This window comes from Oceanomicrobium pacificus (genome assembly GCF_009833495.1).
Lineage (GTDB): Bacteria > Pseudomonadota > Alphaproteobacteria > Rhodobacterales > Rhodobacteraceae > Oceanomicrobium > Oceanomicrobium pacificus.
The window spans coordinates 561,023-574,985 of sequence record NZ_WUWG01000003.1; the positions used below are offsets into that span (position 1 = coordinate 561,023).

Genomic DNA, 13,963 nt, shown 5'->3' on the forward strand with positions numbered 1-13,963 from the left:
CTCACATGCGATTGAAACTGGTTCCCGCCGACACCCATATCGACTTCTTCCGCTTCGCCAAGGCGACCTTCGGCATCTCGATCCTGCTGGTCATCATCTCGCTCGCCCTGCTGCCGACCCGTGGCCTCAACTTCGGGATCGACTTCAAAGGCGGCTCGATGATCACCACGGAAACCCCGGCCGAAGTGCCGGTGGCGGATTATCGTGCCGTGCTGTCGGGGCTGGAGCTTGGCGACTATTCGGTGACCGAGATTGTCGACCCCGCCGCTGCGCTCACCGGTGCGGCCGCCCATTCGATGCTGATCCGCATCGACCAGTCCGACGGCGATCCGGCGATTCAGAATGACAAGATCGTGGCGGTGAAGGACGCGCTGACCGCCGAGATCCCCGAGATCACCTTCCTGTCCACCGAAAGCGTCGGTGCGAAAGTGTCGGGCGAGCTGGTCAAATCGGGCTTTCTGGCCATTGCCCTCGCCGTGGCGGCCATCCTTTTCTACGTCTGGCTGCGGTTCGAGTGGCAGTTCGCGCTCGGCGCGGTGGCCGCACTTGTCCATGACGTGGTGCTGACGCTCGGCATGTTCAGCCTGTTGCAGATCCAGTTCAACCTGTCGATCATCGCGGCGATCCTGACCATTGTCGGTTACTCGCTCAACGATACGGTCGTGATCTTCGACCGCGTGCGCGAGAACCTGATCAAATACAAGTCCCGCCCGCTGCGCGAGGTGCTGAACCAGTCGATCAACGAGACGCTGAGCCGCACGCTCATGACCTCCGCCACTACGCTGGTCGCGCTCATCGCGCTCTATGTGCTGGGCGGAGAGGTGATCCGCGGCTTCACCTTCGCGATGATCTGGGGCGTGATCGTGGGCACCTATTCCACCGTTTTCGTGGCCTCTGTCATCCTGTTGCGGCTGGGTGTGAAGCGCGACTGGTCGAAGCCCGATCCGGCCGCCGCGGGCACACAGTTTGCCGGCGGGGACAGCTGAGCGCATGCGCCTCAACGAGATCAGCTACGAAGGCGGCATTCCGGTCGACAGTTACGGCCCGGGTTTCTTCCGCATCCAGTCGCAGATCCATGAGGGGCCACTGGCGCTGTTGCCCGGCCGGGCGGAAAGCTGGGCCGGTCTGGGCGCGGACGGGGCCTTCCGGCCCTTCCTCGACGCGGCGGGTGACATTGACGTCCTGTTTCTGGGAACCGGAAGCGATCTCGTGCCGTTGGACCCCGAGACCCGCGCCGCGTTCGACGACGTGCAGGTCGGTGTGGAAATCATGGCCACGCCGGTGGCCTGCCGGACCTACAATGTTCTTCTGTCGGAGGGACGACGGATCGCGGCGGCGCTCATGCCGGTCTGACCGGCTTTCATCGCCGCGCAAAGCGCGTATAGTCGCCGCCGGACCTCCGGTCAGACGGCGGCAATGGCACGACAACTTAGAAAAAGAGGGTAAACCATGGCTTTCGAACTTCCCGATCTCCCCTATGCGCATGATGCACTTGCCGACAAGGGCATGTCCAAGGAGACGCTCGAATATCACCACGACCTGCACCACAAGGCCTATGTCGACAATGGCAACAAGCTGATCGCCGGCACCGAGTGGGAGGGCAAGTCGCTCGAAGAGATCATCACCGGCACCTATGACAAGTCGGCCGTTGCGCAGAGCGGCATCTTCAACAACATCTCGCAGCTCTGGAACCACAACCAGTTCTGGGAAATGATGGGCCCGGGTGAGAGCAAGATGCCCGGCGCGCTGGAAGCCGCCCTGAAGGAAAGCTTCGGTTCGGTCGAGAAATTCAAGGAAGAGTTCTCCGCTGCCGGTGCCGGCCAGTTCGGGTCCGGCTGGGCCTGGCTCGTGAAAGACACGGATGGCGGCCTGAAAGTGACCAAGACCGAGAACGGCGTGAACCCGCTCTGCTTCGGCCAGACCGCGTTGCTCGGCTGCGACGTGTGGGAACATTCCTACTATATCGACTTCCGCAACAAGCGCCCCGCCTACCTGTCGAACTTCCTCGACAATCTGGTGAACTGGGAAAATGTCGCCTCGCGTCTGGCCTGAGCCTGACATCGCGACATGCTGATCGAGCCGGGCGCATCGCGTGCCCGGCTTTTTCGTGGGCGGACGGGAAGGGGACCGCGTGAGTGAAGAGCTGAAAGGCTTTCTGGCCATGGTCACGGCGGCCTCGATCTGGGGCCTGTCCTCGATGCTCATCAAGGCGCTCGACCATGTGCCGGCGCTGGAGCTTCTGGCCCACCGCACCATCTGGGCGGCGCTGTTCTTCCTGGGCCTGTTGGCCGTGCAGCGGCGCTTGCGCGCCTTTGCGGGCCTCTGGCACACGCCCAAGGTCACATCGCGGCTGGTGCTTGCGGCCGCGCTCATCTCGGTCAACTGGCTCTGTTTCATACTCGCCGTGCAGAGCGGGCGCGCCCTGTCGGCGAGCCTTGGCTATTACATGTTCCCGCTCGTGGCCGTGTTGCTCGGCCGTGTCGTGCTGGGGGAGCGGTTGCGGCCCTTGCAGGCGGTTGCCGTGGCGCTTGCCGGTCTGGCCGTTGTCAGCCTGACGATCGGGCTCGGTGTCCCGCCCTGGCTGTCTCTCATCCTCGCTACCACTTTCGGGCTCTACGGGCTCATCAAGGCGCGTCTGGCCGTTGGGCCGGTCCTGAGCGTGGGGTTCGAGACCAGCCTTGTGGCACCGCTGTCCGTGATCTTCCTTCTGTCACCCTATGCGACGGGGGGCTTGTTCGGCTGGGATGCGTGGACGATGGGGCTTCTGGTGGCGTCAGGCGTGCTCATCACCGCGCTGCCGCTTATCCTGTTCTCGGCAGCGACGCGACGGCTGCCCTATGGGACAGTCGGGCTGATCCAGTATCTGAACCCGACGCTGCAATTCCTTGTCGCGACGTTTGTTTTTCTGGAACCGGTTCGCCCGGTCCACATGGCGGCACTGGTCCTGATCTGGGCCGGTCTGGCGCTCTATTCGCGCGACATGCTGCGCGCGTCAGCCTCCAGTCGTGCGAAAAGCGCGGGCACGTCGGCGACCGGCGTCAGCAACTGAGCGAAACTCTCATCCGCGAACCCTTCGGCGATCACATGATCGATGAGGGCTAGCAGCGGATCCCAGTAACCGTCCTGATTGAGCAGGTAGACGGGTTTGGCGTGCAGGCCGAGCTGCCGCCATGTCAGAACCTCGAACAGTTCGTCAAGCGAGCCGGGGCCGCCCGGCAGTGTCACGACCGCATCGGCATTCATGAACATGACTTTCTTGCGCTCGTGCATCGTCTGGGTGATGACGAAGCGCGTCAGGTCGGTCTTGCCAACCTCGCGCTGCAGAAGATGGACGGGAATGACCCCGAACGTGTCGGCCCCTGCCGCTTGCGCCGCGCGGGCCACGGCGCCCATCAGGCCGACATCCCCCGCGCCATAGACCAAACGCATGTCGTGCGCGGCGATTTCGCGGCCGAGCTGCTCCGCCATTGCCATATGTGCGGGGTTTTTCCCCGGACGGGACCCGCAATAGACACATATCGACTTGATTTTGTTATCAATCATGTTTTCCTGCCCCGACTTGTTTCATGTCTGGATGTAACGCATCTTGGGGCATGAGGAACAGAGGCGATTGCAGGCCGGTCCCGGCCGGTCGCGCCGCCGAAGTACAAAGGACCGCGTCAAGCGGAAGCAACCATGTCCGATACCCCCCCGCAAAACACGCCGTCCGATCCGCCGAAGGAAAAGCCGCGCAGCATCGTGATCGCCGTGGCGGTCGTGGCCGTTGTGGCCATCCTGATGACCATATTTGTCAGCCGGATCGAGACACGCGACGTGGCGAGCGTCTCCGGTGACAGTGCCGCTGAGACCGGTTCTGACGCGGCACCTGATGCGGGAGCGGGCGCCGTTGATACAGGGGAGACAGCATCGGCAGATGCGGCGGCGGACACAGCCGCTGCGCCGGAGGCGGATAGCGGTGCAGATGGAACGCCCACAGGCTCAGGCGATGCCGACACTGCGTCGGCGCCCGCGGCTGCACCGGATGCCGACGTGACGGGCACGGAACTGGCCGCGGCGACGCCGGCGGACAGTGACAATGCGCCTGCCGCTGCGGATGATGCGCCCGCTGCCGGTGACGCAGAGGCCTCGCCCGCAACGGATGGGCCGGCCACGGCGGATGCGGACGCGGGAGTTGGCGAGGGCGCTCCGGCGGATGCCGCGAGTAGTGACGCAGCAGACGCTGGCGGCAGCGAGGATGTGGCAACGGCACCTGCTGACGACGCCGACAGCGCCGGTGCGGACACGTCCGACAGTGCCGCAGAGGCCACAACTCCGCAATTCGACGTGGTCCGCGTCGATCAGGACGGGTCGGCGGTTATCGCTGGCCGTGCCGCGCCCAATTCGGACGTCACCATCACGCTCGATGGCGAGAATATCGGCACAGTCACATCGGACGCTCAGGGCCAGTTCGTCGCGATTGTCACCACGCCGCCCGGCGAGGACGCTGCCGCGCTCGCGCTGGAACAGACGGACCCGCAGGGCACGGTCACGGCCTCCACGGACCAGATCGTCATCCTGCCGCCGACCGGCCCCGAGCCGGAGGAGGCCCCGACCATTTTCCGCTCCTCAGGAGACGAGATCGAACTGGTGCAGCCCGCCGCCGTGTCGGCGGTCGACCAGATCGTAATCGATTCGATCAACTATGATGAAGAGGGACGCGTCGTTCTGATCGGTCGCGGCAGCCCGGGCCGGTTCGCGCGCCTCTATGTCGACCGCCAGCCCATTGCAGCGGGGCGGATCTCCTCTGACGGTGGCTGGCGCATCGCGCTGAGCGATCTGGCCGCCGGGCGCTACACGATGCGCATCGACGAGGTGGACCGAGAGGGCGCGGTGACCAGCCGCACGGAAACACCCTTCGAGCGCGTCGTGCCCGACATTGCCAAGAAGGCCGTCAGCCTTGCCGGTGGCACGATCACGGTCCAGCCGGGCAACACGCTCTGGGTCATTGCCCGCGACACCTATGGGGCAGGCACCAGCTACACCCAGATTTTCGAGGCCAACAGCGACCGGATCCGCGACCCCGACCTGATCTATCCGGGCCAGATCTTCACCCTGCCGGAGGCGGAAAACGCCCAGTAGGACTGGTTATTCCGCCACATAGGGCTTAAGTCCGGTCGACGGACCAGAAGACGACCGGGGACAGGTGGCATGAGCGACAATGCGGATATCGCGGCGGAAGAACGCCGCTCGGGTCTCCAGGTCATCCGCAAGGTCATGCCCTATCTTTGGCCCGAGGGGGAGACGGCGATCCGCACCCGCGTGGTGCTGGCGCTCGCGGCCCTTGTGCTGGCCAAGGTCGCGACCGTGGCCACGCCGCTCTTCTACAAAGCTGCCGTCGACGCGCTGGAGCCGACCGGCGACGGGCAGTCGACCGTCTATCTGCTGACGGCCGGTGCGGTCGGGTTTGTCATTGCCTACGGGATGATGCGGCTCCTCGGGGTGGGCTTCAACCAGCTGCGCGACGCGATCTTCGCGCGCGTCGGCCAGCGCGCATTGCGCCAGCTGGCGCTCGAGACCTTTACCCACATCCATGCGCTTTCGCTGCGCTATCACCTGACACGCAAGACGGGCGGGCTCAGCCGGATCATCGAGCGCGGGGTGAAGGGGGTCGATTTCCTTCTGCGCTTCCTGCTCTTTTCCATCGGGCCGCTGGCGCTGGAACTGATCATGGTCGGCGCCATCCTCTTTTTCGTCTTCGGATTTTCCTACCTGTTGGTCGTGGCGATCACGATTGGCCTCTATATCGCCTTTACCTTCAAGGTCACGGAATGGCGGGTGCGGGTGCGACGCCGGATGAACGAGAAGGACACGGATGCCAACCAGAAAGCCATCGACAGCCTGCTCAATTTCGAGACGGTCAAATATTTCTCGGCCGAGGAGCGGGAAGCCACGCGCTACGACGTCTCCATGCAGGGCTATGAATCCGCCGCGCTGACGACCTCCTATTCGCTGTCCTTCCTCAATTTCGGGCAGTCTCTCATCATCACGACCGGTCTCGTCATCATGATGGGCATGGCGGCCGTGGGCGTTCAGAACGGCACGCTGACGGTGGGCGATTTCGTCATGGTCAATGCCTACATGATCCAGATCACCATGCCGCTCAATTTCCTCGGCACGGTCTATCGAGAGATCCGGCAGGCGCTGGTCGACATGAGCGAGATGTTCAACCTGCTCGAACAGCCGCCCGAGGTGACCGACAAGCCCGGCGCGCCGGCGCTGCAGGTGACAGGCGGCGAGATCCGGTTCGACGACGTGTCCTTCAGCTACGACCCCGAACGCCGCATCCTGAACCATCTGAACCTGACGGTCGGCGCCGGAGAGACCGTGGCCGTGGTCGGGGCGTCCGGGTCGGGCAAGTCGACCATCGGGCGGCTCCTCTTCCGCTTCTATGACGTGAATGACGGCCGGCTCCTGATCGACGGTCAGGATGTCCGCGACGTGACCCAGACAAGCCTGCGGGCGCAGATCGGCGTGGTGCCGCAGGACACGGTGCTGTTCAACGATACGATCGGCTACAACATCGCTTATGGCCGCGACGGCGCCAGCGAGGCGGATGTGATCGAAGCCGCGAAAGCCGCGCAGATCCACGATTTCATCTCCGGACTGCCGGAGGGCTATGACACCAAGGTCGGCGAGCGTGGGCTGAAGCTCTCGGGCGGCGAGAAGCAACGCGTAGGCATTGCGCGCACGATCCTGAAGAACCCGCCGATCCTTCTGCTGGACGAGGCCACATCCGCCCTCGACAGCGAGACCGAAGCCGGCATTCTCGGCAGCCTCAAGGCGATGGGGCAGGGACGGTCGGTCATCACCATTGCGCACAGGCTCTCGACCGTGGTCGACAGCGACCGGATCTATGTGCTCGACCGGGGCGAGGTGATCGAGACCGGCACCCATGCCGAACTGCTCGCCGCGGACGGGCGCTATGCCACCATGTGGCACCGCCAGCAGGCGGAAGAGGATGATGCCGCACCGCCGCTGACCGTGGCCTGACGCCTATTTTACCTCAGCGGCGCGTCCGGTCCCAGACCATGTCCGACAGGCGCGGGTCGGCGGTGAAGGTTTCGCGGGGATATTCGATCCAGAGCCTGGGATGATCGCGCATGGCGACGATGCCCGATGCGCCGATGCGGATGCGCCAGGATTGCACGCGCACGGGGCGCGGTCGGGCAAAGCCCGCGCATGTCAGAAGTGCCAGATTGCGGCCGCCCTCCGGATCACGGACGGACCGGTAGGCGATCAGTTCCGCGCCTGCCGCACGGGCCGTGTCTGCCAGTGCCTGACAGGCCTCGTAGCGCACCGGATCGGTCCAACTGTCCGTATCCGCATCCAGCGGGGGCTGGGTCAGGTCGAGTGCGGCCGGTGTCGCCAGTGCGGCCGCGAAGGCCGTATAGTCGGCGGCATTGTCGGGAAAAGGCGTTGCCGGGCTCTCTGCATAGAATAGCAGCCGGTAGAAACACATCTCCGCCACCGCGACCTCGACCGCTGCCGCCCCATACCAGACGCCGGGCGTCAGTCCCGCCCGCCGGAACCGCGAGCCATATGGGTAGGGACGGTGCCGGAAGGGCGTATAGAGCAGATAGTCGAGATGCCGGCACGCTTCGGGCACCGGCGGTTTCACCTCGTCGAGGATCTCCTCCAGCACCGCCTGTTCGGCCAGACTGTCGCAGATTTTCTGGGTGGAAACCGCATGCTGCGCCTCGACCATCCGCCAGGCATCGCCCCGGAAGGGGCGGACCTCAGACCGGAGCGCGTCGGGCGTCCAGGTAGGTGACGACATCCACAAGCCCCTGCACGGTTGCGATATGGGCGGCCGGAACCGCGCCGATGGCACTGTTGGGGGCCGTCATCCAAGCGCGGGCCACGGCCTCGTCCCCGCCGGTGATCGCATCGAGCGACCGGAACGCGCGGACGAGCAGCGCGGAAAGCTCAAACGGTTTGGTGCCTTCTTCCAGCAGCGCATCGCCCCGCCGCAGGCGGGAGATGGTGGCCTCCGAGACGCCGACGATAGCCGCGACCTGACGGCCAGACAGGCCGAGCCGGTCCGCGGCGCGAAACACGGTTTTCGTCAGGACGGCACTACGGCTCGGGGCCGCCGGGGCGATATCATGGTGAACCATCGGCTCCTCCTTCATGTGAAAATATAGCTCAAAAATATTTCACATGCAAGTCTGGGGCGTCACGGCAGACATGCATGGCCCCGCATGTCGGGTGACATGCGGGGCCAGAGTTTTACGCCACTGCGTGGCCGCTATTCGGCGGCGCGGGGAGGGGTGATCAGGTCGGCAATCTGGGCTGACTCGATCCAGTTCACATCTTCCGGTTCGTGATTGCGCGCGGCCTTCTTGAGGCGGCGGTCCCGCGCGACGCGGCTGTCGCGGCCCGAGCGCACCGCGTTCAGCCAGTTGAAGAAGCTGCGGACGAACGCCCCGATCCAGACCCGCACCGCAAGCAACGCCGGCGTGACGATCAGCGTCAGGATGGTCGCAAGTCCCAGCCCGAAGACCACCGCTGTGGCCAGCTGTTTCCACCAGAGTGCGGTGGGCGCATCGATCGTGTAGCCGCCGCCGAAAAAGTCGAGCGACACGCCGAACATCATCGGCGTCAGGCCGGCCATGGTGGTGATCGTGGTCAGGAGCACCGGACGGATGCGCGCCTCGGCGGTGCGGACGATCGCCTCCAGCCGCGGCATGTAGCGCGCATATTCCTGATAGGTGTCGATCAGAACGATATTGTTGTTCACCACGATCCCCGCCAGCGCGACGATCCCTGTGCCCGTCATGATGACGGAGAATGTCTGGTCCATCACCAGCATCCCGATCAGCACGCCCGTCACCGACATGATGACCGCGAGCAGCACCAGCACCGAGTTGTAGAAACTGTTGAACTGCGCCAGCAGGATCACGAACATCAGGCCGAGCGCGCCGGCAAAGGCGACCTGAAGGAAGGCCAGCGATTCCGCTTCGTCCTCCGCATCTCCGGTCCATTCCCAGGCGATGGAGTCAGGCAGGTCCGCGGTTTCCAGCCATTCGGTCAGTTCCGCCTTCTTGTCGTTCGGGATCACACCTTCCTGCACGTCCGATTTCACAAGGAAATAGCGGCTGCCATCGACGCGGTCGATCTGTGCCAGCTTCGGCACCGGTTCGCGGGTGATGAAGTTGGAGAGCGGCACCAGCCCGCTCGAGGTGCGGACCCGCAACGTGTCGAGGGTCGAGAGGAGTCGGTCCTCTTCGGGCAGGCGCACGCGGATGTCGATTTCCTCGTCGGACGTGTCGGTGCGCATCGTATCGAGTGTCAGGCCGCGGGTGACAAGCTGCACCATCGCGCCGACGGTGGCCACGTCCGCGCCGTAACGTCCGGCCTTTTCCACGTCCACGTTGATCTGCCAGTCGATGCCGGGCAGGGGACGCGAATCCTCCACATCCTTGAGCCCGTCGAGACCGTCAAAATAGGCGCGCGCCATGGCGGTCGCTTCGAGCAGGTCCTCCCAGTTGGTGCTCTTGAGCCGCAACTGGAGCGGCTTGCCGCTCGCCGGACCCATTGCGGCCTCGGAGATTTCAGCCTCGATGCCCGGGATCTGCTGCAGCCGTTCGTTGATATTGGCCAGAATGGCCTTGCCCTTGCCATCCTCGCCCAGATCGTCGCGCTGGTCCCAGGGGAACAGCTCGATCTGCACCTGACCGACCGCATCGAGCGGCGTCGAGGCCCCGCCGGTATTCTGGTTCAGGCCACCGGAGCCGGCGAAGGCGAAGATCGACCGCACACCCGGCTCGTTCTGGATTTCCGCTTCCACGGCCCGGACCATCTGGTCCTTTTCCTCCAGCGAAAGGTTGCCGCGCGCCCGCACATAGGCAATCGCCCGCTCCGGTTCGGTTTCCACGAAGAATTCGACGCCGTTGTTGTTCTCGCCGAAATAGCCGAACACGCTGACGATGAAAAAGACCGTTGCGCCGACCGCGACGAAGGGCATGACCGGATTGCCCGACAGGAAGTGGATGAACCAGCCGAAGGGGCTGCGGCGGTAGCCGGCCTGACCCACGGCTTCGCGCCGCGGTCCGTGCAGCGACCCGCCGGTGACCGACAGGGCGACAAGGCCGACGATGGCCAGAAGGAGCCCCGGCAGCACGCCGATCCGGAAGGACAGGATCAGCCCGGCAAAAACGGTTGCGGCGGCCAGCAGCCAGAGCGGCAGGCGGATCCAGAAGGGCAGGCCCGCCCGCAGGCGGTCGGATGCATGTTCGAAGCTGCGGCTCAACCGGCCGGCCACACCGCCCACCACCGGCAGGAAGATCAGCGCCACGACCAGCGAGGCGGACAGGACGAAGATCAGCGTCACCGGCAGGTTGCCCATGAACTCGCCGGCCACGCCGGGCCAGAAGAGCATCGGCAGGAAGGCGCAAAGCGTCGTCGCGGTGGAGGAGACGATGGGCCAGAACATGCGTTTCGCGGCAGACGCATAGGCCCGCATCGGGCCGACCCCGCGCGAGATTTCCTTGTCGGCATATTCGACGACCACGATCGCCCCGTCGACGAGGATCCCCACAGCCAGGATGAGGCCGAACATGACGATGTTCGAGATCGACATGTCGAACACGGCCAGCAGCGCGAAACAGAGCAGGAAGGATGTCGGAATGGCAAAGCCCACGAGCAGCGCCGAGCGCGTGCCGAGCGACGCCAGCACAACGATCATCACCAGCGCGATGGCGGTCAGCACCGAGCCTTCGAGCTGGCTCACCATGCTCTGCACCTCGCTCGACGTGTCCATCGAGAAGCCGACCCGCACCGCGTCCTTCAGTTCCTGCGGCCAGTCGGCAACCGAGGCCTCGACCGTTTCACGCACCAAAGCGGACGTATCGATGACATTGAAACCCTTGCGTTTGACCACCTGCAGCGCGACCGTGCTTTCGCCATTGTAGCGCGCCGTTCCTTCGGCATCTTCGAAGGTGAGGCGGATATCGGCCAGTTCGCCCAGCGTGATGACGCGGTCGCCATTGACCTTCACGGGCAGCGCATAGACGTCCTGCGCATCCTTGAAACTCGACGGGATCTTGACCGAGAAAGCGCCGGATTCGGTTTCTACCTCGCCTGCGGCGATCAGCTGGTTGTTGTTTGTGACAACATTGATCAGCTCGCCAGCGGTGACGTTGTAGGCTTCGAGCCGCAGCGGGTCGATCAGCACCTCAAGCATCTCGTCGCGATGGCCGGCCAGACCGGCCTCAAGCACCGGTGCCAGAGCTTCGATATCGTTCTGCAGGTCCTTGGCCACGCGCAGGAGCGTGCGCTCCGGCACCGCGCCGGAGAGCGAGATCACGAGGATCGGAAATTCCGAGAAGTTGATCTCGTTGATCGAATATTGCCCGATCCCTTCGGGCAGGTCGGCCTCCGCCTGGTTCACGCGGTCACGTACTTCGGCAAGCGTGGCCGCGCGGTCCCAGCCGAATTCGAATTCGAGCGCGATGCCGCCATAGCCTTCGGCCGCGGTCGCGCTCATCGTTTTCAGCCCTTCGAGGTCGCGGAGCTTCGTCTCCAGCGGGCGGACGATCAGCTTCTCGCTATCCTCGGCGGAAATGCCGGGGTAGGGGACAGAGACGAAAAGAGCCGGAATTTCGATATCCGGCTCCCCTTCCTTGGGCAGGCCCGTATAGGCCAGAACCCCCGCCCCGATGGACAGGAGCACCAGCGCCATGATCATGCGGGCATTGTGTGACGCCCAGTCGACGATCCCTTTCATCAGCCGTCTCCGCGCAGGGTGACATCGATCGCCCGGCCATCGGTCACGAAGTCCTGACCAACGACGATCACATCGACCTCGTCCGGCAGGCCCGAAACCCAGATGCCGTCGGCCGCGTCGCGGATCACCGACACTTCGTTGAACCGTGCCACCCCATCCACGTCGATCCGCACGCCGAGCCGCCCGTTATCGTCGAGCGTCAGGGCCGATTGCGGCAGCAGATGGGCCTTCACCCCGTCGAGCGGGATCATGATTTCGGCGGTCGATCCGTCGCGGATCAGCCCGTCGGGGTTGTTCACCTCCACCTCGATGCGGAAGGTGCGGGTCTGCGCATCGGCTGACCGCGAGGCGAAGGTGACGATGCCGGTCACATCCTCGCCCGAAATAAGCCGCCCGGCCGCCGGTCCGCCCACGCGGATGCCGCTGATATCCTTCTCCGGAACGAAGCCCACAAGCTTGATCCGGCTCAGGTCGAGAATGGTCGCGCAGGCGCTGCCGGGCTGCAGAAGCTGGCCGAACTCGGCCGTGTCGCTTTCCAGAAGCCCGTCAAAGGGCGCGGTGATCTGCAGGCGGGCAATGTTCTTCTCCGCCTGTTTGACGGCGGCCTGCGCGCTTTCCAGCTGCGCCTTGCGGGCAATCGCGGCCGTCTCGGACGTGAAACCACGTTCGACCAGCTTCGCGGAGGCGGTATTGTTGGCCTCGGCCTCGACCAGTCGGGCGCGCGCCTCGGCCAGTTCGGCCGGCTTGGTGCCCTCATCCAGTTCGCACAGAAGCTGGCCTTTCTCGACACGCGAGCCCTTGCGGGTCGGCTCGGAGATCACCAGTCCGGTCGTTTCAGCCAGCACATCGACGCGGCGCACGGCCTCGGTCCGGCCGCGCAGAACGATGCCATTGTCCACGGTGCGCGCTACCGAGGTCATGGCAACGACGGAAACCGGCGGATTGTCCTCGTCGGGTGCGTTGATGACCGTCTCGTCCACGACCTCGACCACATCTTCCCCGGCAGCGAACGCCCGCAGCGCGTCGCGTTCCATGACCACGAAATAGAGGGTCAGGGCGACAAGGGCCGCGGTGATGAGGGGCAAAATCTTCATGGCGCGCTCCGTCGGATTTGCATCGGATTGGCATCTCACTTCCGCCCTGCGAACTTACCGGCGGGTAAAATATGCTACGGTAGATAGAGCCGGTTGGACCTGTCTACAAGCGCGGGCTGCGAAAAAAGACGCAAGGTCAGCCTGTTATGCAACGGTCAATCAGGGCATAAGGATCAGGCAATTCCGGTTCGCGCAGGCGTCCGGATTCTACAATGTCGGGGGGAGCCATGTCCACGCAAAGCACATTGTCGAAAAAGGCCGCCGTGGCCGGGGCGCAGGCGCCGGACACGCCCGCCCGCAAACCTATGACCGTTCCGGACTTCCGCGCCCGCAAGGGGCAGGAGCCGCTCGTCTGCCTGACCGCCTATACCGCCCATGTCGCACGGATCTGCGATGAAACGGCGGACATGCTGCTGGTGGGGGACTCGCTCGGCATGGTCATTCACGGGATGCCGAACACGCTCGGCGTCACCTTGGAACATATGATCATGCACGGGCAGGCGGTGATGCGTGGCGCGCAGGCCGCGCTCGTTGTCGTCGATCTGCCCTTCGGCAGTTTCGAGGAAAGCCCCGAGACGGCGTTCCGCAATGCCGCGCGGGTGGTCAAGGAAACCGGCTGCACGGCGGTGAAGCTCGAAGGCGGGCGCGACATGGCGCCGACGATCCGGCATCTGACCCGCCGCGGCATTCCGGTGATGGCCCATGTCGGCCTGATGCCCCAGCAGATGAACACCGCAGGCGGTTTCCGAGCCGTGCGCGCCGAGGACCAGTGGGACGATGTGATCGCTGATGCCAAGGCGGTGGAGGAAGCCGGCGCATTCGCCGTCGTGATCGAAGGCGTGGCGGAACCTCTCGCCGCCAAGATCACCCGCAGCTTGACCATTCCGACCATCGGGATCGGGGCATCGGCGGAATGTGACGGGCAGATCCTCGTCTTCGAGGACATGATCGGCCTCTTCCCCCGCGTGCCGACCTTCGTGAAGCGCTATGGCAACATGGAAGAGATGATGCGCGACGGTGTCACCCGCTATGCCGAAGAGGTCCGCGCCCGCCGCTTTCCCGGTTCCGAACATACCTATAGCGCCAAAAAATAGCGTCAGAT

Annotated in this window: 12 protein-coding genes; 7 read left to right on the plus strand and 5 right to left on the minus strand. The window is 64.5% G+C overall.

The window, feature by feature from the left end:
- The first annotated feature begins 5 nt into the window (after positions 1 to 5).
- From secF to rarD, 4 genes are all read left to right on the plus strand, one after another.
- Complete coding sequence (gene secF / locus GSH16_RS09235; RefSeq protein WP_160854278.1) at positions 6 to 986, plus strand: protein translocase subunit SecF; 981 nt, start codon at positions 6 to 8, stop codon at positions 984 to 986.
- Between the two features lie 4 nt (positions 987 to 990).
- Positions 991 to 1,353, plus strand: a complete 363-nt coding sequence (locus GSH16_RS09240) for an Mth938-like domain-containing protein (protein WP_160854280.1) — start codon at positions 991 to 993, stop codon at positions 1,351 to 1,353.
- Positions 1,354 to 1,449: 96 nt separating this feature from the next.
- On the plus strand, positions 1,450 to 2,052 hold the full coding sequence (locus GSH16_RS09245) for a superoxide dismutase (protein WP_160854282.1): 603 nt from the start codon (positions 1,450 to 1,452) through the stop codon (positions 2,050 to 2,052).
- Positions 2,053 to 2,131: 79 nt separating this feature from the next.
- Positions 2,132 to 3,049, plus strand: a complete 918-nt coding sequence (gene rarD / locus GSH16_RS09250; RefSeq protein ID WP_160854284.1) for an EamA family transporter RarD — start codon at positions 2,132 to 2,134, stop codon at positions 3,047 to 3,049.
- On the opposite strand, the gene GSH16_RS09255 is transcribed toward rarD, so the two are convergent.
- Positions 2,968 to 3,543 (minus strand): LOG family protein, encoded by a 576-nt coding sequence (locus tag GSH16_RS09255; RefSeq protein ID WP_160854286.1) that lies wholly within the window; start codon positions 3,541 to 3,543, stop codon positions 2,968 to 2,970. The genes rarD and GSH16_RS09255 overlap by 82 nt on opposite strands.
- A gap of 132 nt (positions 3,544 to 3,675) precedes the next feature.
- Between GSH16_RS09255 and GSH16_RS09260 the strand changes: the two genes are divergently transcribed.
- Entirely contained in the window at positions 3,676 to 5,118 is a 1,443-nt protein-coding gene (locus GSH16_RS09260) for a LysM peptidoglycan-binding domain-containing protein (protein WP_160854288.1), read from the plus strand.
- A gap of 69 nt (positions 5,119 to 5,187) precedes the next feature.
- Positions 5,188 to 7,029 carry an ABCB family ABC transporter ATP-binding protein/permease gene (locus tag GSH16_RS09265; RefSeq protein WP_160854290.1) on the plus strand — a complete coding sequence of 614 codons (1,842 nt, stop codon included), beginning with the start codon at positions 5,188 to 5,190 and terminating at the stop codon, positions 7,027 to 7,029.
- 13 nt (positions 7,030 to 7,042) lie between these two features.
- Here the strand turns inward: GSH16_RS09265 and GSH16_RS09270 are convergent, their stop codons facing one another.
- The 4 genes from GSH16_RS09270 to GSH16_RS09285 all read right to left on the minus strand — a co-directional run bounded on the left by GSH16_RS09270 (position 7,043) and on the right by GSH16_RS09285 (position 12,861).
- Positions 7,043 to 7,816: an RES family NAD+ phosphorylase gene (locus GSH16_RS09270; RefSeq protein WP_160854292.1), complete on the minus strand. Its 774-nt coding sequence runs from the start codon at positions 7,814 to 7,816 to the stop codon at positions 7,043 to 7,045.
- A complete protein-coding gene (locus tag GSH16_RS09275) occupies positions 7,776 to 8,156 on the minus strand; it encodes an MbcA/ParS/Xre antitoxin family protein (protein ID WP_160854294.1) in 381 nt (126 codons plus the stop codon). Before GSH16_RS09275 ends, GSH16_RS09270 begins: the two co-directional genes overlap by 41 nt.
- 131 nt (positions 8,157 to 8,287) lie before the next feature.
- Complete coding sequence (locus tag GSH16_RS09280; protein ID WP_160854296.1) at positions 8,288 to 11,767, minus strand: efflux RND transporter permease subunit; 3,480 nt, start codon at positions 11,765 to 11,767, stop codon at positions 8,288 to 8,290.
- Positions 11,767 to 12,861: an efflux RND transporter periplasmic adaptor subunit gene (locus tag GSH16_RS09285; RefSeq protein WP_160854298.1), complete on the minus strand. Its 1,095-nt coding sequence runs from the start codon at positions 12,859 to 12,861 to the stop codon at positions 11,767 to 11,769. The genes GSH16_RS09280 and GSH16_RS09285 overlap by 1 nt, the downstream gene beginning before the upstream one ends.
- A gap of 227 nt (positions 12,862 to 13,088) precedes the next feature.
- Here GSH16_RS09285 and panB point away from each other — a divergent pair, with 227 nt between their 5' ends.
- Positions 13,089 to 13,955 carry a 3-methyl-2-oxobutanoate hydroxymethyltransferase gene (gene panB, locus GSH16_RS09290; protein WP_160854300.1) on the plus strand — a complete coding sequence of 289 codons (867 nt, stop codon included), beginning with the start codon at positions 13,089 to 13,091 and terminating at the stop codon, positions 13,953 to 13,955.
- The last annotated feature ends 8 nt before the right edge of the window (positions 13,956 to 13,963 follow it).

What these genes read in the sequence shown, in the direction of transcription:
- GSH16_RS09260 (WP_160854288.1), top strand. Translation starts at nt 3,676, where the DNA reads ATGTCCGATACCCCCCCGCAAAACACGCCGTCCGATCCGCCGAAGGAA.
- GSH16_RS09285 (WP_160854298.1), bottom strand. Translation starts at nt 12,861, where the DNA reads ATGAAGATTTTGCCCCTCATCACCGCGGCCCTTGTCGCCCTGACCCTC.
- GSH16_RS09245 (WP_160854282.1), top strand. Translation starts at nt 1,450, where the DNA reads ATGGCTTTCGAACTTCCCGATCTCCCCTATGCGCATGATGCACTTGCC.
- GSH16_RS09270 (WP_160854292.1), bottom strand. Translation starts at nt 7,816, where the DNA reads ATGTCGTCACCTACCTGGACGCCCGACGCGCTCCGGTCTGAGGTCCGC.
- secF (WP_160854278.1), top strand. Translation starts at nt 6, where the DNA reads ATGCGATTGAAACTGGTTCCCGCCGACACCCATATCGACTTCTTCCGC.
- GSH16_RS09255 (WP_160854286.1), bottom strand. Translation starts at nt 3,543, where the DNA reads ATGATTGATAACAAAATCAAGTCGATATGTGTCTATTGCGGGTCCCGT.
- GSH16_RS09275 (WP_160854294.1), bottom strand. Translation starts at nt 8,156, where the DNA reads ATGGTTCACCATGATATCGCCCCGGCGGCCCCGAGCCGTAGTGCCGTC.
- GSH16_RS09265 (WP_160854290.1), top strand. Translation starts at nt 5,188, where the DNA reads ATGAGCGACAATGCGGATATCGCGGCGGAAGAACGCCGCTCGGGTCTC.
- GSH16_RS09240 (WP_160854280.1), top strand. Translation starts at nt 991, where the DNA reads ATGCGCCTCAACGAGATCAGCTACGAAGGCGGCATTCCGGTCGACAGT.
- panB (WP_160854300.1), top strand. Translation starts at nt 13,089, where the DNA reads ATGTCCACGCAAAGCACATTGTCGAAAAAGGCCGCCGTGGCCGGGGCG.
- GSH16_RS09280 (WP_160854296.1), bottom strand. Translation starts at nt 11,767, where the DNA reads ATGAAAGGGATCGTCGACTGGGCGTCACACAATGCCCGCATGATCATG.